This window comes from Leifsonia sp. A12D58 (assembly GCF_047530025.1).
In the GTDB taxonomy this organism is placed as follows: domain Bacteria; phylum Actinomycetota; class Actinomycetes; order Actinomycetales; family Microbacteriaceae; genus Cryobacterium.
The window spans coordinates 116,286-137,515 of the sequence record NZ_JBLJAT010000008.1 but is presented as its reverse complement, the minus strand read 5'-3'; the positions used below and the strand labels follow the sequence as shown (position 1 = coordinate 137,515).

General features: G+C 64.2%; 20 protein-coding genes. 8 read left to right on the top strand and 12 right to left on the bottom strand.

Annotated features, from left to right (window positions below; genetic code table 11):
* Nucleotides 1-11: 11 nt before the first annotated feature.
* Nucleotides 12-458 (bottom strand): EVE domain-containing protein, encoded by a 447-nt coding sequence (locus ACMT3I_RS15705; RefSeq protein WP_414805461.1) that lies wholly within the window; start codon nucleotides 456-458, stop codon nucleotides 12-14.
* A gap of 137 nt (nucleotides 459-595) precedes the next feature.
* On the opposite strand from ACMT3I_RS15705, the gene ACMT3I_RS15700 reads away from it, so the two are divergent.
* Together ACMT3I_RS15700 and ACMT3I_RS15695 are read left to right on the top strand one after the other, a co-directional pair.
* Nucleotides 596-1,144 (top strand): hypothetical protein, encoded by a 549-nt coding sequence (locus ACMT3I_RS15700; protein WP_414805460.1) that lies wholly within the window; start codon nucleotides 596-598, stop codon nucleotides 1,142-1,144.
* A gap of 144 nt (nucleotides 1,145-1,288) precedes the next feature.
* The gene (locus ACMT3I_RS15695; RefSeq protein WP_414805459.1) at nucleotides 1,289-1,924 is read left to right on the top strand and encodes a DUF1684 domain-containing protein; all 636 of its coding nucleotides are present in this window, start codon (nucleotides 1,289-1,291) and stop codon (nucleotides 1,922-1,924) included.
* Between the two features lie 70 nt (nucleotides 1,925-1,994).
* On the opposite strand, the gene ACMT3I_RS15690 is transcribed toward ACMT3I_RS15695, so the two are convergent.
* On the bottom strand, nucleotides 1,995-4,322 hold the full coding sequence (locus ACMT3I_RS15690; RefSeq protein ID WP_414805458.1) for a HelD family protein: 2,328 nt from the start codon (nucleotides 4,320-4,322) through the stop codon (nucleotides 1,995-1,997).
* A gap of 426 nt (nucleotides 4,323-4,748) precedes the next feature.
* On the opposite strand from ACMT3I_RS15690, the gene ACMT3I_RS15685 reads away from it, so the two are divergent.
* Nucleotides 4,749-6,335, top strand: coding sequence for a DEAD/DEAH box helicase (locus tag ACMT3I_RS15685; RefSeq protein ID WP_414805457.1), 1,587 nt, complete (start codon nucleotides 4,749-4,751; stop codon nucleotides 6,333-6,335).
* A 216-nt stretch (nucleotides 6,336-6,551) separates the two neighbouring features.
* On the top strand, nucleotides 6,552-7,043 hold the full coding sequence (locus tag ACMT3I_RS15680; RefSeq protein ID WP_414805456.1) for an N-acetyltransferase family protein: 492 nt from the start codon (nucleotides 6,552-6,554) through the stop codon (nucleotides 7,041-7,043).
* A 136-nt stretch (nucleotides 7,044-7,179) separates the two neighbouring features.
* On the opposite strand, the gene ACMT3I_RS15675 is transcribed toward ACMT3I_RS15680, so the two are convergent.
* From ACMT3I_RS15675 to ACMT3I_RS15660, 4 genes are all read right to left on the bottom strand, one after another.
* Entirely contained in the window at nucleotides 7,180-9,420 is a 2,241-nt protein-coding gene (locus ACMT3I_RS15675) for a glycoside hydrolase family 3 C-terminal domain-containing protein (RefSeq protein ID WP_414805455.1), read from the bottom strand.
* Nucleotides 9,417-10,145: a phosphatase PAP2 family protein gene (locus ACMT3I_RS15670; RefSeq protein ID WP_414805454.1), complete on the bottom strand. Its 729-nt coding sequence runs from the start codon at nucleotides 10,143-10,145 to the stop codon at nucleotides 9,417-9,419. The genes ACMT3I_RS15675 and ACMT3I_RS15670 overlap by 4 nt, the downstream gene beginning before the upstream one ends.
* 11 nt (nucleotides 10,146-10,156) lie before the next feature.
* Nucleotides 10,157-11,413: an MFS transporter gene (locus ACMT3I_RS15665; protein WP_414805453.1), complete on the bottom strand. Its 1,257-nt coding sequence runs from the start codon at nucleotides 11,411-11,413 to the stop codon at nucleotides 10,157-10,159.
* Between the two features lie 132 nt (nucleotides 11,414-11,545).
* Complete coding sequence (locus ACMT3I_RS15660; protein ID WP_414805452.1) at nucleotides 11,546-12,133, bottom strand: TetR/AcrR family transcriptional regulator; 588 nt, start codon at nucleotides 12,131-12,133, stop codon at nucleotides 11,546-11,548.
* Between the two features lie 85 nt (nucleotides 12,134-12,218).
* Here ACMT3I_RS15660 and ACMT3I_RS15655 point away from each other — a divergent pair, with 85 nt between their 5' ends.
* On the top strand, nucleotides 12,219-14,006 hold the full coding sequence (locus ACMT3I_RS15655; RefSeq protein WP_414805451.1) for a glycoside hydrolase family 3 protein: 1,788 nt from the start codon (nucleotides 12,219-12,221) through the stop codon (nucleotides 14,004-14,006).
* Nucleotides 14,007-14,115: 109 nt separating this feature from the next.
* On the top strand, nucleotides 14,116-15,072 hold the full coding sequence (locus ACMT3I_RS15650; RefSeq protein ID WP_414805450.1) for a nucleoside hydrolase: 957 nt from the start codon (nucleotides 14,116-14,118) through the stop codon (nucleotides 15,070-15,072).
* Between the two features lie 137 nt (nucleotides 15,073-15,209).
* On the opposite strand, the gene ACMT3I_RS15645 is transcribed toward ACMT3I_RS15650, so the two are convergent.
* Nucleotides 15,210-15,797: an NUDIX hydrolase family protein gene (locus ACMT3I_RS15645; protein WP_414805449.1), complete on the bottom strand. Its 588-nt coding sequence runs from the start codon at nucleotides 15,795-15,797 to the stop codon at nucleotides 15,210-15,212.
* A 166-nt stretch (nucleotides 15,798-15,963) separates the two neighbouring features.
* On the opposite strand from ACMT3I_RS15645, the gene ACMT3I_RS15640 reads away from it, so the two are divergent.
* Nucleotides 15,964-16,614 (top strand): alpha/beta hydrolase, encoded by a 651-nt coding sequence (locus tag ACMT3I_RS15640; protein ID WP_414805448.1) that lies wholly within the window; start codon nucleotides 15,964-15,966, stop codon nucleotides 16,612-16,614.
* Nucleotides 16,615-16,654: 40 nt separating this feature from the next.
* Here the strand turns inward: ACMT3I_RS15640 and ACMT3I_RS15635 are convergent, their stop codons facing one another.
* On the bottom strand, nucleotides 16,655-17,092 hold the full coding sequence (locus tag ACMT3I_RS15635) for a DUF5997 family protein (protein ID WP_414805447.1): 438 nt from the start codon (nucleotides 17,090-17,092) through the stop codon (nucleotides 16,655-16,657).
* Nucleotides 17,093-17,156: 64 nt separating this feature from the next.
* Here ACMT3I_RS15635 and ACMT3I_RS15630 point away from each other — a divergent pair, with 64 nt between their 5' ends.
* The gene (locus ACMT3I_RS15630) at nucleotides 17,157-17,951 is read left to right on the top strand and encodes a LysR substrate-binding domain-containing protein (protein ID WP_414805446.1); all 795 of its coding nucleotides are present in this window, start codon (nucleotides 17,157-17,159) and stop codon (nucleotides 17,949-17,951) included.
* Here the strand turns inward: ACMT3I_RS15630 and ACMT3I_RS15625 are convergent.
* The 4 genes from ACMT3I_RS15625 to ACMT3I_RS15610 form a co-directional block, all read right to left on the bottom strand.
* Complete coding sequence (locus ACMT3I_RS15625) at nucleotides 17,948-18,613, bottom strand: GyrI-like domain-containing protein (RefSeq protein WP_414805445.1); 666 nt, start codon at nucleotides 18,611-18,613, stop codon at nucleotides 17,948-17,950. The genes ACMT3I_RS15630 and ACMT3I_RS15625 overlap by 4 nt on opposite strands.
* Nucleotides 18,614-18,795: 182 nt before the next feature.
* Nucleotides 18,796-19,191 carry a VOC family protein gene (locus tag ACMT3I_RS15620; protein ID WP_414805444.1) on the bottom strand — a complete coding sequence of 132 codons (396 nt, stop codon included), beginning with the start codon at nucleotides 19,189-19,191 and terminating at the stop codon, nucleotides 18,796-18,798.
* A gap of 63 nt (nucleotides 19,192-19,254) precedes the next feature.
* Nucleotides 19,255-20,094, bottom strand: coding sequence for an ABC transporter permease (locus tag ACMT3I_RS15615; protein WP_414805443.1), 840 nt, complete (start codon nucleotides 20,092-20,094; stop codon nucleotides 19,255-19,257).
* Nucleotides 20,091-21,086, bottom strand: coding sequence for an ATP-binding cassette domain-containing protein (locus tag ACMT3I_RS15610; RefSeq protein ID WP_414805442.1), 996 nt, complete (start codon nucleotides 21,084-21,086; stop codon nucleotides 20,091-20,093). Before ACMT3I_RS15610 ends, ACMT3I_RS15615 begins: the two co-directional genes overlap by 4 nt.
* Nucleotides 21,087-21,230: the final 144 nt, after the last annotated feature.

Below are 21,230 nucleotides of genomic sequence, written 5' to 3'. Positions count from 1 at the left end.
TCAGCCGCCAGTCAGCTGCGTCGATCGTCAGCAGACGACCGACGCATCTGGCGCCTGATCTCGTCGAAATCGTGCCGGGAGATCTCGATCAGGCCGCGGCGCAGCTGGTATCCCCAGTTGAGATTGCCTCGGGTGAAATCGAGGATCGGCAGCAGCGGGCGGATCGGGGCTTCGACGGCATCCAGATCGTAGTCAACCCGTCTGCGCCACGGGCGGTAGTCACTGGCCGCCTCCCCCGCCTGGTAGACATCCTCGTCGTGAATCCAGCCGATCGCGGTGAACGATTTGAGTGGGTCGCCCTCGATATCGGTCTTCGGTGAGTAGTAGACGATCCCGTCGGACTCGCCCATCTGCTCAAGCGCCGTGCGCGAGCCGTGGTTGGCCTGCGCGGTTCCCATGGCGACGCCACGGAGCACGTGTTCGCGCTGCACCACGCCCAGCCAGTATCTGATTGCCACGCTCTAGTTGTACTGCATTCCTGGACCCGTCACGGTCCACCGCGGCCGCAGGCGATGCGGCTGGTGAGGCGAGAGGCGAGGCGGGTGGCGCCACAGCTCGCCTTGATGTTCGCGCTGTCGCCCCGCACACTTGCAGGATGCGAGTTCTCCTGAAAGACGTGCTCGATTGCGATCCGGATGCCGCGTGGCGCGCCATCCGCAGCCCCGCAGTCTTCCGTGAGGTGTCATCGCCCCTGCTCACCATGGAGTCAACGACGGCCGACGGGTTTCCGACAATGTGGGAGCCGGGCGAGCATCAGGTGGATGTGCGCGGACTGGGCATCGTGCCGTTCGGCAGCCAGATAATCAAGCTGAACGTCGAGGTCGTGAACTCGACGGATCCCAAGCTCGGCGATGTGCGCATCCTGAGGGATACCGGCCGGCCGGTGAGCGGTCCCCTCTCGTCAGTTTCGCTGTGGGACCATCGGATGGCCATCTCGGCCGCCCCAGGACATCCAGATAAGACGCTCTACCGAGACCAGCTGAAATTCAGTGCGGGGGCGATCACCCTGCCGATGTGGCCGGCCTTCTGGACGTTCTGGCAGTGGCGGATGCATCAGCTCAAGCGATTGGCGCCCAGCTGGCGGTTCGACGTCGGGGTGGATGCGCCGCCGCAGCAGGACCCCGCACAGGATTTGGTTGAGTAGGCCGAGCTTTCCGTTGCATAACTCCTGCTGGTTGTCGCCAGCCGCGAGCCTAGGCCAGTCGTTGCGCGGCCTCAGTTCGGCCGTAGCTCAAATTGCAGGAGTTATGAACCACAGAGCGGCTGGCCTGATTGCTAGCCTGACTCCATGAGCTCCACTCTGGGTGCATTGCAGATTGCCGACTGGCGTCGCCGCGTTTTCGGCATGTACGCAGGGGTGCGACAGCTGAGCGCATCGAATCCAGCAGCCGGCCATGACCTGTGGCGTTCCGGCCGTGACGAGCTGTTTGCGGGGCATCCGTCATCGCCGTTGCTGCCCGACGACCGTGCAGCGTTCACCGGACTGCCCATCGTGGCTTACGACCCCGACTGGCGCTTCGAGGTTGAGGTGCATCGGGCCCAGGAGCCGCATCGCATCGAGGTCGAGACAGGAACCGACGGCACTGTGCCGTTCGACCTCGTCGGCTCTGTGCGACTGCCGTACGTCGGCTCACTCGATGTATGGCGGCTGGCCAGCTATGCAGGCGGACTCTTTTTGCCGCTGAAGGATGCGCTAGCCGGGAAACCCGGCGGCACCTATGGCGGCGGACGCTATCTGCTCGACACCGTCAAGGGCGCAGATCTCGGCCCAGGTGCAGGCGACGACAGCCTGATCCTCGACTTTAATTTCGCTTACAACCCGTCATGCGCATACGACCCGATGTGGGCGTGCCCGCTGCCGCAGGCGGGGAATATCGTGACAGCAGAGATCGCCGTCGGCGAGCTGTACCACCCGACGCACTGAGCTGTACCACCCGACGCACTGAGCTGCGCCATCGACGGCACAACACAGCACAGCACAGCGGCTACTCCGGCTACTCCGGCAGGATCACCTGCGTCAGGCGCTGGGTCGGCCTGGTCATCGCCACGTAGAGCGCCGCAGCGCCACGCGGTGACTCGGCCATCAGGCCAGCCGGATCGACCAGCACGACTGAGTCGAACTCCAGACCCTTCGACTCGTGGGCGGTGAGAACGGCAATGCGACGTTCGAGTCCCCGAGCGCCGGCACCGACCTCGCTGCCGAACACGTCGATGAGATGGGCGAGCGCTGCAGCACGATGGGTGACAGGGACGATGACGGCGAGGGTTCCCGTCGAGTCGATCTCGGCATCCGCTGTGACGGCGGCCGCAACGGCGGCGGGGAGCTCGGCGACGTCGGGGATCACGACATCCAGGATCGGCCAATCGCCCTCACGCACCGAACGGGTAGGCGTGATCGGCAGCCCGTGCAGGGCAGCGACGCGCTCGGCCTCGCGGGCAATCTGCGCCGGGGTGCGGTAGTTGACAGTGAGCTCTTCGAGCTCCCACCTGTCGGTGAAGTGCGGGTCGAGCGCCTCACGCCAGCTGGATGCTGCGGCAGCAGAGCTGGCCTGCGCGATATCGCCAACGATGGTGAACGACCGCATCGGCGAGCGCCGCACCAACAGGCGCCACTGCATCGGGGACAGCTCCTGCGCCTCGTCGACGACGACGTGCCCGAAGGTCCACGTGCGGTCGGAGGCTGCGCGCTCGGCCGTCGTCCCGCGGTACTCGGTCTCGGCAAAGTTGTCGGCCAGCTGTTCGGCGGTCACCATGCCCTCGACACCGGCGTTGCGGATGGCCATCTCGGCGTTCTCGAGGTCGGCCTTGCGTTGGAGGTCTTTCTGGCGCTGGCCAGCATCCGGCGCAGCTGTCGATTCACCGAGCAGCTCGGCGGCCTCGTCAAGCAACGGCACATCGGACACGGTGAACGGCTCATCACGGCCACGACGCAGCAGCGCCCGACGGTCTGCCGGCCACCGCTGCGTGAGTTCAGCGAGCCAGTGCGGCCTGGCGTAGAGGTCCTGAATCAGCTTCTCGGCGGTGAGGGGCATCCACGCGGTGTTCAGCAGGACGCGTACGTCGTAGGCGCCACGGAGGTCTTCCCGCAGGGCAGCGAGGTCAGAGTCGTCGAGGGCGCCGCCATCCGAGCGCAGCTGCTTGGCCAGCTGAATAACCAACTGCTCGATGGCGTAGTTGACGAAGAGCGCTCGCGCTTCGTTGTGCACCTTGCCGCTGGCCTGAGCACGCGCCATGGCCCTGGCGATCACCTGGGGCTGCACGGTGATGTGGTCACCGTTCACCTCAATGGTCTGCGGCGTCTTCGGCACGATCTGCCTGGACTTCACTGCCCGAGCGATGAGCGAAACCATTGTGGCCGAGCCCTTGAGCCTGGCGACCTCCGTGACATCCTCGGTCGTCGCAGAAACCCCGGGGAACAGCTCGCCGAGCGACTGCATCACGACACCGGTCTCGCCGAGGGACGGCAGAACCGATTCGATGTAGTTGAGGAACGCGCTCGACGGACCGACAACGAGCACACCGGCAGAGCCGAGCCGATCGCGGTGCGTGTAGAGCAGGTATGCGGCACGATGCAGCGCCACGGCGGTCTTACCCGTTCCCGGCCCACCCTGCACAACGAGCGCTCCGCGCATGTCAGAGCGGATGATGCGGTCCTGTTCGGCCTGGATCGTCGCGACGATGTCATGCATCCGACCCGTGCGCTGCACGGTGAGCGCGGCCATCAGCGCACCCTCGCCCTGCACTTCAGCGCTTCCGCCTGATTCAGCGAGCATGTCGGTGTCGAAGACCTCGTCGTCGAGGCGCAGCACCTCCCGCTCGCGCATGATGAGGTGACGACGGGCTGCGACGCCGAGCGGGGTCGCAGCTGTCGCTTGGTAGAAGGCGCTGGCTTGCGGGGCACGCCAGTCGATCAGCATCGAACGCTGGTCGCTGTCGCGCAGACCGATACGACCGATGTAGCGGATGGTGTCGTCGTCGTCAGCACTGCTGTCGGCGCTGCTTTCGGAGCCCGCAGCATCAGCAGCGGTGCTGGTGCTATCAGTCGCGTGGGAGGTGGCGGCTGCGTTCGACGCCTGGATCGCATCCGATTTCAGTCGAAGCCGGCCGAAGACCAGTCGAGAGTCGACGTCGCGAAGCTGAACCAATCGGTCCTCGTACATGCGCGCGAAAGCATCGCGCTCGCTGCGCATCTGGTGGTTGCCACCAACGGTCTGTGACCGAATCGAGTCAAGGCGCTTGGTTTCCTCCTGAAGGAGGTCGTCGAGCCGGTTGTACAACCGGGCGACGTGCGCTCGCTCGCGTTCGAGTTCGTTCTCTACCACTCGACTCCCGCGTGCCTGATAATCATTCGTCCAACAATTTTACAGTGATGCTGCTGCCCACCGAATACGTCGCCTCATTCTGCAACTGCGCAACGAGACGAACCATCGAATCTACCGGTGAAACGCTGCGCCGTGTCGCGTTTCTGAGTGCTATCCCAGCTTGGGGTTGACAGCATCCGGTAGTCTGGAACCACTTGTGAGCGCGTAGCTGCGCTCCCTGCGTCGTAGAACGCCCTCTTCTTGTCGCGACAGCCAGTCTGATACTGGCCGCCGACGATTTGCGAATGAAACATTCTTACGGCGAACGGATGTGCCCATCGGCACCTTCGCCATGTGAATCCTCATGATTCGAATGTTGCATTGTGCGTTCTATTGCACTGCGCCGCGTTCGAGTACGCGAGGCACTGATGCCCGAAAGGCACCACTTTGTCTGAAACCACCTTTAGCGCGCTTGGCGTGCCGGCTCCCGTCGTTGCAGTTCTTGCTGCGCAGGGACTCACCACTGCTTTCCCCATCCAGGTAGACACCCTGCCTGACACCCTGAACGGCCGCGACGTGCTCGGCCGCGGTAAGACCGGCTCTGGCAAGACCCTGGCCTTCTCCATCCCGATGATCTCCCGCCTCGGCGGCAAGCTCGCCGGTGGCAAGCGCCGCCCCGGCCGCCCGCTCGGCCTGATCCTGGCGCCGACCCGCGAGCTGGCCACCCAGATCTCTGCCGCCCTCACCCCGATGGCTGAGGCGTACAACCTCACCACGACGACAATCTTCGGTGGCGTCTCGCAGAACCGTCAGGTTGCAGCCCTCAAGGCTGGCGTCGACATCGTCGTTGCCTGCCCCGGCCGCCTCGAAGACCTTATGAAGCAGGGCTTCGTGAACCTCGACTCAGTCGAGATCACCGTGCTCGACGAGGCCGACCACATGGCCGACCTGGGCTTCCTGCCCGTCGTCACACGCATCCTCGACAAGACGCCATCCAACGGCCAGCGCCTCCTCTTCTCCGCAACGCTCGACAACGGCGTTGACAAGATCGTCCGTCGCTTCCTGCACAACGAGGTCCTGCACTCCGTCGACGAGGCCACCAGCCACGTCTCGGCCATGACCCACCACGTGTTCGAGGTCGACAACGCCGAATCGAAGAAGGAGCTCATCGAGAAGCTCGCTTCGGGCAGCGGACGCCGCATCCTCTTCATGCGCACCAAGCACCACGCCAAAAAGCTAGCCAAGGCGCTGACCGACTCCGGCATCCCCTCGGTCGACCTGCACGGCAACCTGTCGCAGGTCGCTCGTGACCGCAACCTGGCCGCGTTCTCCGCCGGTGACGTTCGCGTCCTCGTCGCAACGGATGTCGCAGCTCGCGGCGTGCACGTCGATGACATCGAACTCGTCATCCACGTCGACCCGCCGGCAGAGCACAAGGCATACCTGCACCGCTCGGGCCGCACGGCTCGTGCAGGCAGCGCCGGTGACGTCGTCACCATCATGCTTCCCGCCCAGCGCAAGGACACAGAGGCGCTGCTGCGCAAGGCAGCCATCGCTGTCACCCCGCAGCGCGTGAACGCGAACTCTCCCGCAGTCATCACCCTCACCGGTGACGTTGCAGCGTACGTCAAGCCGCTTCCGCGCCAGGAGCAGCCGCAGCGCGGCCAGTCACAGGGCGGCCGCTCGCAGGGTGCAAACGCCCAGCGCAAGCGCGTCAACCGTGACGAGCGCGATGGACGCGGAAACGGTGGCCGCGACGGCGCCCGTGACGGTGGCCGTCCGGCACGCAGCGGCGATGCAGCTGCAGCTGGCGCACCGCGTCGTGACCGCTCAGGTCGCCCCGCAGCATCCGGTTCGGGTGCAGGTCGCAGTGGTGGCCAGGGTGGCGGACAGGGCCGTTCAGGCGGACAGGGTGGCGGTTCAGGACGCTCAGGCGGCCTGCAGGTCGGTGGCCTCGTTCGTGGCAGCTCGTCCTCTTCATCCTCAGCCGGTGGCGGCGCACGTCGCTCGGCTCCGCGCCGCGCGCAGGGCTAATCCCCATCGCGCACTGAGCTAATCGCTCGCAGTCTTTCTAAAAACGGGTCGGTCTCCCCTTGTGGAGCCCGACCCGTTTTGCGCGTCTGGTGGCAATTCCCGGCCGCGAAATCGGAGTTGTGGTCGTTATTCCGGGCTCAGAACGACCACAACTCCGATTTCGCGTAGCGGAAGGGGGTGGTCAGAGGGCGAAAATTTCTCGACTAGGGTCGAGTCATGGACACCACAGTTGTTGTTCGACCCGTGCGCGATGCAGACGCCGAAGCCCTCGGACGTGTGCACGCAGCATGCTGGCACGAGACATACGATCACCTGATCAGCGAAGCCGCGCTGGCCAACCTCTCTCCCCGCCGCCTGGCGGATCTCTGGACTCACTGGATGGGCCAGGGCAGCGGATACCGCCAGTACGCCGCCCTCGTCGACGGCGAGATCATCGGGTTCTCCGGCTCCGGCCCCGCCCGCGATGAGGATGCCCCGCGCGAGCGCGAGCTGCACGTGATCTATTTGCTCGACAAGTACCACGGCACCGGCATCGGCCAGCAGCTCTTCGATGCCGCCTGCGGCGACGACCAGGCCTACCTCTGGGTTGCCGCAGACAACCCGCGTGCCCACGGCTTCTACAAGCGGAATGGCTTCGCGCCAGACGGCAGCGAGCAGCTGCAGCCATTCCTCGGCGAGGAGATCCTCGAGGTGCGTCTCATCCGCTAGCCGAGCGCCTTCGCTCGCGTCGGCACCACACGCGCCATCACATGCCGCGCCGACCCCACCCCACAACGAACCAACGAACGAACGAACGCCGAGGATTGCCCGAATAGGGCGATCCTCGGCGTTCGTCTGTCTGCCCCTAGCCGTGCTGAGCGTTCGACATGGCGATCAGCTGCGCGACCTGTTGCTCATCGACAGGCATGCCGGGGAATGAGGCAAGTCGGCCGATCGGGAACGACTCCATCATCTTGAACATGCTGGGATCGGACAAAAGGCCGCCAGTCTCCTCTCCCGCCAGCGACTGCATGATGATGGGCCCGGCAACGGGGTGCGCGATCATCTCGCCAATCGACGACTCGAGCGACAGCGGAATCACTACCGCGTCGCCCTCGACCTGGGCGGTGACGCTGGCACGGATGTCGCGGCTCGAGGCTCCGACCGAGAACTCGTACTCACCGCTCTCGACGATCCAGTTGCCGACCCGGGTCTCCCAGTACGCGAGATCCTCGCGGTCGATCCGCACCTCGACATCCTGGCTGTCCCCGGCAGCGAGTGCGACCTTGGCAAAGCCGACGAGCGCGCGCTGCGCCCTGGATACCTGCGAACCGGGCAGACCCACGTACACCTGCACGACGTCTGCACCCGCACGGGAGCCGGTGTTGGTGACGCGCACACGCACGGTGGCTCCGTCTGCATCTACGGCGGCGCTCGCCTGCGAGTAGGCGAATGTCGTGTACGAAAGGCCGTGGCCGAACGGGAACGAGACCGCGATGTCACGCGCGTCGTACCAGCGGTATCCGACGAAGATACCCTCGCCGTAGCGGGCATGGCCGTGCTCTCCGCCGAAGTCGAGGAACGCCGGGCTGTCCTGCAGCCGCACCGGAATGGTCTCGGCGAGACGACCCGATGGGTTTGTCACGCCGTACAGCACGTCGGCGACAGCCCCGCCGCCAGCCTGGCCGAGCAGCCAGCCTTCGACGATGGCCGGAACCCGGTCGACAAAACCCGAGAGCCGCACAACGCCGCCGTTCGACAGGATGACGACCGTGCGCGGGTTGGCCGCGAGTACGGCATCGAGCACCTGCAACTGCGCGGCAGGCAGCTCGATGTCCTCCCTGTCGAAGCCCTCTGACTCCTGCTCTGCCGGCACGCCCAGGAACAGCAGGGCGACATCGGCAGCGGATGCCACAGCCGCGGCCTCCTGCAGCTGAGCCTCGCTCGCGACCCCGTCGTTGCCATACCCGGCAGCGAATGGAATCTCGCGACCGGTGAGGCCGCGGATCTCTGCGAGCGCGTTGTCGAGTCTGGTGGGGTTGATCAGTGAGCTACCTGCGCCCTGGTAGCGCGGGGTGCGGGCGAGTTCACCGATGATGGCCACAGAGGTGTCAACAGAGACGGGCAGCAGATCAGACTCGTTCTTGAGCAACACAATGCTCGCGGCAGCCGCCTCCCTGGCAAGCGCGTGGTGGGCTTCTGCATCGTATGGCGCGTCACTCGCGCCGGCGCCGGCGACCACCTTGGCTACCAGCTGCGCGACCCTGCTCGCTGCAGTGTCGACAACCGATTCGGCGAGCCCGCCCGCCTGCACGGCGGCGACGATCTGCGCATCCGTTTTGCCATTACTCGATGGCATCTCGAGGTCGAGGCCCGCAGCGAGCGCTGCGACCCGGTCTGAGACGGCGCCCCAGTCAGAGACCACCAGCCCGGTGAACCCCCACTCATCACGGAGCACGGTGTTCAGCAGCCACGGATTCTGCGAGGTGAAAACTCCGTTGAGCTTGTTGTACGAGCACATGACGGTCCACGGCTGCTCGTTTTCGACGACGCGCTGGAAGCCGCGCAGGTAGATCTCGCGCAGCGGGCGTTCGTCGATGTCGGCCGAAACGCGCATGCGGTCGGTCTCCTGGTTGTTGGCAGCGAAGTGCTTGAGCGACGCACCGACGCCCTGCGACTGCAGGCCGCGCACGAGTGCGGATGCGAGTACGCCGGAGACGAGCGGGTCCTCTGACAGGTACTCGAAATTGCGACCGCACAGGGGTGAGCGCTTGATGTTGATGCCGGGGCCGAGCAGCACTCCGACGCCCTCGGACCTGGCCTCTTCGCCGAGGGCGACGCCCACGCGTTCGAGCAGCGCGACATCAAAGCTTGAGCCGAGGGCGACTGCCGGCGGGAAGCAGGTGGCTGGCACGCTATCGGCGATGCCGAGATGATCGGAGCCTGCACGCTGCTTGCGCACGCCATGTGGTCCGTCGGTCAGCATGATCGACGGGACGCCAGGCACTGCCTTGGTGGTCCAGAAGTCGGCGCCACTGGTGAGGCCCGCCTTCTGTTCAAGCGTCAGGCCACCAATCGCTGATTCGGACGGTGTGGTACTTGTCACGATATTTCTCCTTCGGATGCCGCGGCGCGTTGTCGCCGCAGAGGTTTACCAGAGTCCTTGGCCAGCAGTGGCGCGAAAAGCCACCAGATGAGCGCTGTGACCGCCGCACCCGCGACGATACCTATGACAGCGTCGGAGAACCAGTGGGCGTTGATGAAGGTGCGCTGCCAGATCATGCCCACCGCGAGCAGGGAGCCGATGACCCACCACATCCAGCGGCGGGCGGGGGGAACCAGCGCAGCGATACCGACGACGACGAACCCGGCGGTGACCGAGTGGCCGGACGGCAGCGACCCGTGGTCCACCTGGAACAGAGGGCCGAACAGCCCGTTGGTCGCATCGACGGCGGGGCGCGGGCGGTTCACGAGGTTCTTGACCAGCTGGGACGCGACGGTGGAGCCGACAAAGCCGGCCAGGAAGAACAGCGCAGATCTCCAGCGCCGAACGCTGAACAAGATGACCGGGATGATGACCATCAGTACGAGTGCACCCATCCCCTCCCCCAGGTGCTGGAAGAACATCGGGAATGGTGCGTTCTCGGGACCAGGACCGGTGCCGACCAGACGGCGCCAGGCGTCATCCAGGCCCTGGGTGAACGGATGCTCCGGGTTCCGCGCCACCACGAGAGCGAACGTCGCAAACAGGGCAAGTCCGATGAGTGCAACGATGAGCTGGGCGCGCGAGCGAGCGACGCGCACCGGGGCGGCATCCGTTCGGTTGTCCATTGCCACCGGTGTCAACGCACTGCCTTGATGAACCAGACGGCGAAGGCACCGAGGATCGACAGGACAATTCCGATCGGGAACAGGGCGATGTAGCCACCGAACGTGATAATCACGAAGCCGGCGACCGCAGGAGCGAGGGTCTGCGGCAGCGTCGCAGCGATGTTGACGACCCCGAGGTCCTTGGCGAACGACCTGGCCGACGGCAGCACCTCGCTCATCAGAGCCTGGTCAACGGCCTGGAACGCGCCGAAACCGAGGCCTGCGACGATCGTGAACAGCAGCCAGCCGATGAAGTTGGGCATGATCATGGGGATCACCATGGCTACAGCGACGAGCAACGATGAGATGAAGACAAAGATCTTGCGACGGCCGATCTTGTCGGACAGCGGGCCGGAGATGAGTGTTGCGGTCAGGATGCCAGCGAGGCTGACCAGACCGAAGATGGGGATTGCCCCTGCGGCGCCATCACCCAGGCCGATGTAGTCCTGCAGGATGAACAGCTGGAAGCCGGTCACAGCGAAGTATCCGGTGTAGAGCAACAGGCGGCCGGTGAATGCCCAGAAGAAGTCGGGGTGGGCAATGGGGTTCACCCAGAAGGTCTTGAGGAAGACCATGGCAGAGAACGGTTCGCGCTCACTGTCGACACTTGAGTGGTCGGGGTTGAAGATGACGAACAGCGTGATGATGACGGCTGCAAGACCGGCGAAGAAGATGTATCCGCCCGGAATGTTCTGGGCGAACATCGAGCCGACGACCTGACCGCCGATCGCACCGACCATCATGCCGAGCCCGGCGAGCGCTGAGAACGTGCCGCGAGCGGCCCGAGGAACCCGGTCGGGCAGGATGGCGCTGAGCGGCCCCTGCGTGAAGTTGTATGCGATCTGCACGATCACCCAGGCGATACCGATTTGAACGAGTCCGTTGGCCATCGCCATGCCGATGAGCGCAAGGCCACCGATCAGGGTGCCACCGACCATCCACTGGGCTCGACGGCCGAACTTCGAGCGGGTGCGGTCGGAGAGCAACCCCGCGACGGGCTGCGCGAGCATGGCGGCAAATGAACTGATCGTGGAGATCACGGTCAGGTTGGCGATTTTGTTTTCTGGATCGATACCGGCGACCTGCAGCGGAAGCAGAATCCCGGGCACAGCCCCCCAGATGATGAAGATGCTGATATTGGCGGGGATGATCCAGCCAAGCAAGCGGCGGACTGTTCCCTTGACCAGGGGCTGCGGCTCGTCGACAGAGAGAGCTGCGTTGGGAGACATCGTTGTCATTGGTTCCTCTCGGAGCGCTCCCTATTGAGCGACTGCGAACACAGTACAACGCTCGTTTTTGAAAAGCAAACGTTGTACGGTTTTCGCAGATCCGAGAAACGAGCCTCCGACACGGCAGCGGCGCTACTGAGCGGTGAGGCGCCCCCACAGGTACCTGATGTGCGCAGCCATGTCGATCGAGTCGTCAAGCATCCACTGCGTTTGCAGGCCGTCGGTCGCGGCGGCAAGCAGCGCCGCAGTGCTGTCGGCATCCAGCGACGCCGGCAGTGCCCCCATAGCCTGCTGGGCACGCACGAAACGAGCAACGATGTCCCGGTATTGCCGGTAGCGCTCCTGGAAATACTCGCGCGCCGGGTGCCCGGGCTCGGCGGCTTCTGCCGAGAACTGCGAATACAACTGCACGAGCCCTGGTACGTCAGCGTTGTGCTTGACGACCTTAACCAGCCCGTCGATGAAGGCGGCAGGCGTGAGCGAGGTGTCGACGCCTAGCTCAGCCCCGTCGATCTCATCACGCTTGCGGAGAACCTCGGCGAACAACTCCTCCTTGGTGCCGAAGTAGTGCAGCAGGCCGGTCTGACTGAGCTCGACCTCCGCAGCCAGGTCGCGAATGGATGTCTTGCGATACCCATTCCTCGCAATCACCTCAAGCGCCGTCGTGAGAATCTCGTCGCGCTTCGCGACACCCTTCGCGTATGAACCCCGAGTTGCCATCCGGACAGTTTATCCACCGAGGAGTCCGGCTACTCACGAAAACAGAGTAAGGTACGGTTTTGGAACCTTCAGAGAGGAAGAGCACATGAATACTGTCGACGAAACCTACCGGGATGCCACCCTGTCGGTAGCCGAACGGGTCGAGAACCTGCTGGGGCAAATGACACTCGAGGAGAAGGCAGGGCTCTTCTTCCACACCATGATCACCATGGGAGAGAACGGCGAACTTGCCGGACCCAATCCCACATTCGACATGCCGGGCACCAGCGAATATGTCGTTGACAAGCACATGTCCCACCTCAATCTTTTCGGCATGGCTCCCTCGGGTCGTGAGCTCGCCGAGTGGCACAACCGCATTCAGGAGCTCGCCGCGAGCACGCGCCTCGGCATCCCCATGACCATCTCCACCGACCCCCGTCACCACTTCAGCGAAAACCCGGGGGCCGCAATGCTGGCTGGCCCGTTCTCGCAGTGGCCCGAAACCCTCGGCTTCGGCGCAATCGGCGACGAAGAACTCGTCGAGAAATTCGGCGACATCGCCCGCCAGGAGTACACCGCTGTCGGGCTGCGTGTCGCGCTGCACCCCCAGATCGACCTTGCAACAGAGCCGCGCTGGTCTCGCCAGGTGTCGACATTCGGCGAGAACGCCGAGCTGACAAGTCGTCTCGGCGCCGCATACATCCGCGGATTCCAGGGCAGCACCCTCGGCGAACAGTCGGTCGCGACAATGACCAAGCACTTCCCAGGCGGCGGGCCGCAGAAGGATGGCGAAGACCCGCACTTTGCATACGGCCGCGAGCAGGTCTACCCCGGCGACATGTTCGAGTACCACCTCAAGCCGTTCGAGGCAGCGATCGCCGCCGGCAGCAGCCAGATGATGCCGTACTACGGCATGCCGATCGGTACGGAATACGAAGAGGTCGGCTTTGGCTTCAACAAGTCGGTCATCACCGGCCTACTCCGCGAGCGCTTCGGTTTCGAGGGCATTGTCTGCACCGACTGGGGCCTGCTCAGCGATGCAGTGATCATGGGCGAGCCGTTCCCCGCCCGCGCCTGGGGTGTCGAGCACCTCTCGGTTGAAGAGCGCATGGTCAAGGTCATCGAAGCCGGTGCTGACCAGTTCGGTGGCGAGGAGATCCCGGAGGTGCTGGTGTCGCTCGTGCGCGCCGGTCGCATCGAGGAGTCCCGAATCGATGAGTCAGCTCGCCGTCTGCTGAGCGAGAAGTTCGTACTCGGTCTTTTCGATTCTCCGTACGTCGACGTCGAAGAGGCCGACACGATCGTCGGACGCGCCGACTTCATCGCAGCCGGCGAAGCCGCCCAGCGTGCGGCCATCACCGTGCTTGCTCACGGGGGCGGCACTCCGACGCTGCCGCTGTCCCGCGGCGTCAAGCTATATGTCGAGGGCATCGCCGCCGACGTTGCTGCAACGTTCGGCGAGGTCGTCGAGACTCCCGAAGAAGCGGATGTCGCCATCGTGCGCGTCGGCACCCCGTACGAGCTGCGCGAGACATTCTTCGAGAACTACTTCCACGCCGGCTCCCTCGACTTCGCTCCGGAGCAGATCGAGCGCCTCACCGCCCTCGCGAAGGTCGTGCCGACAGTCATTGACGTATTCCTCGACCGGGCAGCAGTGCTCACGCCGTTCCACGGTCGTGCGGCGCTGGTCGGCGACTTCGGCGCATCCGGTGCCGCGCTGCTCGACGTGTTGTTCGGCGTGGTTCCGTCCGAGGGGCGGCTGCCGATCGAGCTGCCATCGAGCATGGCGGCCGTTGAGGCCAGCCGACCCGATGTGCCGTCAGATACCCAGGCCCCGTTGTTCCCGTTCGGCCACGGCATCCGCATCGCTTCGCCGCAGGACGTTGCCGTCTAAGTTCGGTCGCATCCACCTTCTGCTGCTGTCGTCGCATCCCGGCGGCAGCAGCGGAACCACACCTCGCCGTGGCCCCTGACTGCGGGTCGTAGAGAACTAGGCTGGACGAATGACCTCACTGCCCGTCATCCTCGACGTCGACACCGGCGTAGACGATGCCCTCGCTATCCTTTTCGCTGTCGCTCACCCCGATATCAACGTGCTCGGCATCAGCTGTGTCGCGGGTAACGCGTCACTTGAACGCGTTGTCGACAACACCCTGCGCATCCTTGATGTTGCCGGAGCCGGCGACATTCCGGTTGCCGCAGGCGCCCGCCGCCCGCTGATCGAACCGGCACGCGATGCCTCGCATGTGCACGGGGAAGGCGGACTCGGCACCCTGCACCTGCCGGCCACCTCACGCACGCCAGAACCCGGCAGCTCGATCGAACTCATGCACCGCCTGATCACCGAGAGCCCGCAGCCGGTCACCCTCGTCGCCCTTGCGCCGCAGACCAACATCGCACTGCTGCTGCGCCAGTACCCGGACGACGCACGCAACATCGAACGCATCGTCTTCATGGGCGGATCAGCCAGCGTCGGCAACGCAACAGCCGTCGCCGAGTTCAACGTGTGGCACGACCCGGAGGCCGCGGCCATCGTGCTCGATTCCGGTGTGCCGACCTACATGTACGGCCTCGACGTCTTCAACCGCGTCGGCGTAGATGAAGATGTCGCCAACGCCCTGCTCAGCCATGACACCGCACGTGGCCGCGCCGTCGGCGCGCTGTTGTCGAACCGCGTCGCCGTCGGCGGAGATACCGGCTCGATCTACACCGGCCTCATCGGTGACGCGGGGGCTGTCTGCGCACTCGTCGACCCCGGAGCACTACACACCGAGCTTCGACCTGTGCGCATCCAGCTGTCGGGCTATGGCCGCGGCCAGACCCTGGTCGACCTGCGCCAGTGGCCGGGTGAAGACATCCTGCACGGTGTCGCCGAAGAGTGGACCACCGTCGAAGTTGCGCTCACGATTGACGCAGAGCGCACGATTGAGACCTTCCTCGGAACGCTCGGCCTCGCCTAAGCAGGCACCGAACGACAACGACTCAGCAGCCCGGTTTCGGATGCGGCACTCACGTGCTCGCATTCCACGCCGGGCTGCTGCGATTAAGCGGATGCTCGGGCTCAGCGCATCCCGACGGCTCAGAGCAGCTGGCCGGCTCAGCGCAGCTGGCCGACAGAGGCCAGCGCGCTGCGCAGCAATGCGCCACGCCCGCCGACCATCTCGCTGGAGACGGCGTCGGTTGCCGCCTCCTCCGGCGTCATCCACGTCACCTCGAGTGCATCCTGGCGAGGGTCACACGTGCCGGTAACCGGCACTACATACGCCAACGAAACCGCGTGCTGGCGGTCGTCGGTGAACTGCGTCAGGCCGGGAAGCGGAAAGTATTCAGCAACCGAGAACGGTACCGGGCTCGCCGGTAGCTGAGGGAACGCCATGGGGCCGAGGTCTTTTTCCAAATGGCGAAAGAGAGCATCTCGCAGCGTCTCGCCGTACATGACGCGGCCGGAGACCAGCGTGCGCGTCATCTCGCCTGTCGGAGTGGCGCGAAGCAGCACGCCGACCTCGACGACCTGGCCCAACCCGTCGACCCGCACGGGCACGGCCTCGACATAGAGCAACGGCAATCGTCGCCGCACCTCGGCAAGCTCGATTTCGGTGAGCCAGCCCGGATTTGACGACGGCAACGGAGCATCGTCGGGGCCAGGGGTCCAGTCAGGATCTGGGTCGGGGGTGCGAACGCTCATGCACTTATTCTCACTCACCACGCTGGCCATTGCACGCCGTGCCCGGAATGCTCACGTGCTAAGCGGCGTTGTGCAGGTGTGCGGTGCACACTCACCGAACGACCAGCGCGAAAGTACAGTATTGACGACGTCGAGCATCACTCTCGACACCGAGAGGCGAGAACCGATGACGAACAGCGAACGCACCGAAATGATTGATGCGGAGGCCGTACTGTGGTCTGCCGGGGCTGCCGACCGCGTCGGACGCCCGTTGCTGCTGATCCTGCACGGCTTCGGATCACACGAGGGTGACCTGTTCTCGCTCGCCCCGCACCTGCCTCTTCAGCCCGTTCTCGCCGCCCTGCGTGCTCCTCTGGCCGCCGGTGCAGGCTGGGCGTGGTTCCCGATCAGCGAACCCGGAAATCCCGACACCGATGCCATCGACGCCGCCGCCCGCGGTGTGCTCGACTGGCTCGACGCTCAAGACGTTCAGCCGTCATCCGTCGGTGTGCTCGGATTCTCCCAGGGTGGGGCGATGGCCCTGCAGCTGTTGCGACTGGCTCCAGAGCGATTCTCATTCGCAGTGCAGCTCTCAGGCTTCGTCGGGAGTGGCGAGCGTGAGGGCGACGCGCGTCTAGCCGAGCTCGCTCCCCCGGTGTTCTGGGGACGCGGCACGGCAGACCCGGTGATCCCAGCAAGCGCCGTCGACCGCACTCAGGCATGGCTGCCGTCTCACTCGCAGCTCACCGAACGCATCTACGAAGGGATGCCGCACTCCATCTCACAAGCCGAGTTGGGCGACATCGTGGCGTTCCTGCGGGAGCAGTATGCCGCGTAGGGGTGACGCGCCTGGCGCTTAGCGCCCTGTAATTACTTGCTTACTCGCCGCGGTGTGCAGCGCGCTGTGCGGCACCGCGTGCGGCGCGTTCCTTCTTAGCAGCCTTCTCAGCCTTGTTTTCCTTGTCGCGGATCTGCTCGGCACGAACCTCGGCCTGGGTGGCGCGCTCGGTCACGAGCCAAGCCGGCGGCTGCTGCAGCAGTTCCTTGATTTCGACGGTGGTGAGGGGTTCCTCCACGCCACCGCGGGCAAGACCGGAGATCGAGACGCCGAGCTTGGCCGCGACGACCTGTCGCGGGTGCGGGCCGTTTGCGCGCAGGTCGACGAGCCACTCCGGTGGGTTCTCGTTCAATGCCGCAACTTCGTCGCGGGTGATGAGGTTGTTCTGAAACTCCTCGGGAGCTGCCTGAAGCAGAATCCCAAGCTTCTGGGCCGCTGTCGCGGGCTTCATGGTCTGGGTCTTCTTTTCCGAGGTCATCATCCCAGCGTATAGCCTGAGAGTACCGCCGGTTCGGCGCGTTGACGCCTGAGAAAGGATGCCGGTGAGCTTTTCAATCGGTTTCGTCGCGGGTGTAACCCCCACGAAGTGGACACGGATCTGGGCCGAGCGCTTCCCAGACACAGCCCTAGAGGTGTTTCGCACCGAACCTGGTGAGCAAGTCGAGGTACTTCATGACGAGCGCGCGGACGTCAGTTTCGTTCGTCTGCCGATCGAGCGCGAAGGGCTGAGCGTCATCGGCCTCTACGACGAGATCCCGGTGGTCGTTGCAGCAAAGGATCACGCGATCGCTGCTGCCGAGACCGTCGCTATTGGCGATCTAGCCGACGAGCACTTGTTGCAAAACCCTGATGAGCTGCCGGAATGGCGCGATATCGCTGTCGAGGTGGCCGACGGTACCCGTCGCCCCCTGCCGAAGATGAACGACCTCGATGATGCGATGGAACAGGTCGCAGCCGGTGTCGGCATCCTGATTCTTCCGCACTCACTTGCCAGATTGCACAGCCGGAAAGATGTCATTTCTCGACCCGTCGTTGGCGTCGCCGAAACGCACATCGCTCTCGCGTGGCCGACCAGCAAGACTACTGATGAGGTACAGGAATTCATCGGGATCGTGCGTGGCCGCTCGGCTGCGAGTTCACGCAGCGAGACAGTTGTCGTGCGCGGCGAACCCGTAAAAAAAGTCAAAGCCACAGCAAAAGCCAAGGCTGCGGCTAAGGAAGCACGCGAAGCCGCGGCCAAGAAAAAGCCCGCGCAGCCCAAGAAGAAGCCGGGTCTGGCGCCAGGACGCACCCGCACTGCCGCAAGCTCACGTAATAAGCGCCGCGGCAGCCGCTAACCCGGCTCGATAGCTCTCGTGTTCAACGAGGTATCCGGCCACGCCCGCACCACCGGCTGGCGCAGCACTGTCTTCAACTTGGAGGACTCGGTTCTGCGCGGATCGCTGAGATAGACCTCGTGGTGGTGGTTGCCGAAGATCAGACTGTGTCGGGGCAGAAACTCGTCGTGCAGCCGTTTGAGCGTCGGTGCCTCGTCGTCGTATGAACCTACGTGCAGCAATTGCGCCGAGAGGCCCTCGTTCAGGTTCTGAACACGGATCAGAGCGATCGCGGCCAGATCGACTTTTTTGAGGCTTGTGCTGGTCGTTGCGGCGTCGATCATGGCATCGCTCACCCAGCTGGGCTGGCTGATCAGCATGGTCCAGCTCCACTGCGATTTGGCTCTCTCGGAGAAGACTGAGGCGTCGTCGGCATACCAGAGGCCCTCAAGCGGGCCGACGACGAAGTCGAGCTCGATCGATTCCCTCTTGCAGGCGAACTTGATCGCGTAGGCGACGCTGTAGAGGGCCTCGACGGCATCGGCATACTCTGCGGCGCTATTCGGGTCGCCGTGGCCATCGACGGCGATGAATCGTTGCGGCGGAACCGTGAGGAGCGCCCAGTCCCGATTCTTCGGGGCATACAGCTGTTTCAACTCACGCTTCACGTCGTAGGGAGTCATGGTTTCACCCTAAGACGGTCCTCGTTTCGTGGGTGGTTTCTCCTCGTTTGCATAACTCCTGCAATTCGCTCCGGCCCACCGTCCAGGCCCTGTGATTCCAGGGGCTGTCGCAGGCCGCGCGGGCATCCAGCAGGAGTTATGCAACGAGATGCAGCCTGGACGGCGCCGAGGCCGGGGCAAGGCTATTCAGCCACGTTGTCCTGCAGGACAGAAAATAGGTTGCCCGACGGATCTGCGAACCACGCAATCGATGGCCCATTGCCGCGCGCGATCCCCTTTTCGTCCTGCTCGAAGCCCTCGTAACGCAGAAACTCGACGCCCCGAGCGATCAGCGCATCGACTGACTTGTCGATATCGTCGGTCTCCAGGTTCAGAATCGTGTAGTTCGCCGGCACGAGGTCCGGCTTCGGGTACACGAGTACCTCCGAGCCGCCAGGAAGCCGTATTCCAATCAAGCCCATCATCCGATCGACGACTTCGAGTCCGAGGACGTCCCGGTAGAAGGTCTTCGCCGCATCGATGTCTGTGACGGCAAAGCCGCTGAATCCATGGACAAAGCCGAGTTCTTGCGTGGTCATGACGTACTCCTTGGGTTGAGGGTGAAGCGTGCGGTGACGAAGCGTGGGGTGCTGCAACCTGGCTCACCGCGAGCTGATCGCGGCAAACTTCCTGATGCACAGCGGGATGAACACGACAAGCATGATGACGATGCCAACCACGACAGTGATGATCGGGTGTTGCAGGGTCCAGACATCCGGAACGGGAGCCGTGCCCAGGTTGCCGAACAGCTGCCTGGCCGCCTGCACGAGCGCGGACACCGGGTTCCATTCCGCGATGGTCTGCAGCACGGGCGGCATGGTGTCGAGCGGTACGAAGGCGTTCGACACGAAGGTGATCGGGAACAGGATGATGAAGGAGGCGTTATTGATCACCTCTGGGCTGGCCACGCTCATGCCGAGCAATGCCATCACCCAGCTGAAGGCGTAGCCGAACATCAGGAGCAGGGCGGTTCCGGCGAGGAACTCCGGGAACGACGAGTTAACGCGCCAGCCGACGAGCAGGCCGGTCACCATCATGATGGCCATCGAGATGGTGTTGAGCACCAGGTCGCTGTTCGTGCGTCCGATCAGTACGGCGGACGAACTCATCGGCAGGCTGCGGAAGCGGTCGATGATGCCCGATTGCAGGTCCTGTGCCATGGCCGCACCCGAGAAGGTCGACCCGAATACGACGGTCTGCGCGAAAATACCGGCCAACAGAAACTGGGTGTAATCGGAGCCCTGCACCTGGATCGCGCCGCCGTACACCTGGCTGAACAGCAGCACGAACATGATCGGCTGGATCACGGCGAACACGAGCATGTCGGGCGAGCGCTTGAGCTTGTACAGGTTGCGCTTGGTGACTGTCCAGCCATCGGAGTACCAGAGCGCGAGCGGGTTGAACGATGGCGCACGGTCAACGGGTGCGGTGAGGGTGCTCATCGGGTCTTCTCCAGTTCCTTTTCCTCGTCTTGTTCAGCCGCTTTGTCTGCCTTGTGCCCGGTGAGCTTGAGGAAGACATCGTCGAGGGTAGGCCGGCGCATACCGGCATCGTGCAGCGAGATTCCGGCCTCTCCCAGGTCGGCCAACACTGATTGCAGGGCGCGCGGGCCATCGGTCACCGCCACTTCGATGCCGCGGCCGTCACTGGAGATTGTTGGTTGGCCGTCTCCGTGCCGGGCGAGCACGTCGAACGCCACCGCATTGTCGGCAGCGTCGACGAGGGCAACGACGACGCGATGCCCCCCGATCTGCGCCTTGAGCTCGTCGGAGGTGCCCTCAGCGATGATGCGCCCGTCGTCGATCACCGCGATGTCGTCCGCCAGCCGGTCAGCCTCTTCGAGGTACTGCGTTGTGAGCAGCACTGTCGTGCCATTGTTGACGAGGTCGGTGATGACGTCCCACAGCGCGAGCCGACTGCGCGGGTCGAGTCCGGTGGTCGGCTCGTCGAGAAAGAGCACTTTGGGGTTGATTACCAGCGCCCCCGCCAGGTCGATGCGGCGCCGCATGCCACCGGAGAATCCCTTCACCGGGCGGTTTCCAGCGGCCGTCAACTCGAACATGTCGATGAGCTCCTGCGCCCGTTTTCTGGATGCCGCTGCTCCCAGATGATAGAGACGACCCACCATCTCGAGATTCTCAAACCCGGTGAGGTTCTCGTCGACTGCCGCATACTGCCCAGACACCCCGATGATGCGACGTACTTCCTTGGGGCGAGCTGCGACATCCATACCGTCGATGCTCGCCGAGCCTGCATTCGGCCTGATCAACGTGGTCAAGATTTTCACCACTGTCGTCTTGCCTGCGCCGTTGGGGCCGAGCAGCGCTTTCACTGTGCCTTTGGGAACGCTGAGATCGAGGCCAGTCAGGGCATGCACCGTGCCGGTTTTTGATTTGTACGTCTTGGTTAAGCCAGTTGCTTCAACAATGCTCATGCGAAATGTCCTTCGCTGCGTTGTGGGCCGGAGGCCGCGCTCCACACTGATCAGTCGTCATCATGCAGACCTGTCAGAGGAGCGTTACACTCATGTGGACGTTGTACACATTATGAGAATTCATCGTACGAGGCGGGAGCACGT

Coding starts and splice junctions, on each gene's coding strand:
- ACMT3I_RS15700 (WP_414805460.1), top strand. CDS start 596: ATGCGAGTTCTCCTGAAAGACGTGCTCGATTGCGATCCGGATGCCGCG.
- ACMT3I_RS15695 (WP_414805459.1), top strand. CDS start 1,289: ATGAGCTCCACTCTGGGTGCATTGCAGATTGCCGACTGGCGTCGCCGC.
- ACMT3I_RS15680 (WP_414805456.1), top strand. CDS start 6,552: ATGGACACCACAGTTGTTGTTCGACCCGTGCGCGATGCAGACGCCGAA.
- ACMT3I_RS15670 (WP_414805454.1), bottom strand. CDS start 10,145: ATGGACAACCGAACGGATGCCGCCCCGGTGCGCGTCGCTCGCTCGCGC.
- ACMT3I_RS15665 (WP_414805453.1), bottom strand. CDS start 11,413: ATGTCTCCCAACGCAGCTCTCTCTGTCGACGAGCCGCAGCCCCTGGTC.
- ACMT3I_RS15660 (WP_414805452.1), bottom strand. CDS start 12,133: ATGGCAACTCGGGGTTCATACGCGAAGGGTGTCGCGAAGCGCGACGAG.
- ACMT3I_RS15655 (WP_414805451.1), top strand. CDS start 12,219: ATGAATACTGTCGACGAAACCTACCGGGATGCCACCCTGTCGGTAGCC.
- ACMT3I_RS15650 (WP_414805450.1), top strand. CDS start 14,116: ATGACCTCACTGCCCGTCATCCTCGACGTCGACACCGGCGTAGACGAT.
- ACMT3I_RS15645 (WP_414805449.1), bottom strand. CDS start 15,797: ATGAGCGTTCGCACCCCCGACCCAGATCCTGACTGGACCCCTGGCCCC.
- ACMT3I_RS15640 (WP_414805448.1), top strand. CDS start 15,964: ATGACGAACAGCGAACGCACCGAAATGATTGATGCGGAGGCCGTACTG.
- ACMT3I_RS15635 (WP_414805447.1), bottom strand. CDS start 17,092: ATGACCTCGGAAAAGAAGACCCAGACCATGAAGCCCGCGACAGCGGCC.
- ACMT3I_RS15625 (WP_414805445.1), bottom strand. CDS start 18,613: ATGACTCCCTACGACGTGAAGCGTGAGTTGAAACAGCTGTATGCCCCG.
- ACMT3I_RS15620 (WP_414805444.1), bottom strand. CDS start 19,191: ATGACCACGCAAGAACTCGGCTTTGTCCATGGATTCAGCGGCTTTGCC.
- ACMT3I_RS15615 (WP_414805443.1), bottom strand. CDS start 20,094: ATGAGCACCCTCACCGCACCCGTTGACCGTGCGCCATCGTTCAACCCG.
- ACMT3I_RS15610 (WP_414805442.1), bottom strand. CDS start 21,086: ATGAGCATTGTTGAAGCAACTGGCTTAACCAAGACGTACAAATCAAAA.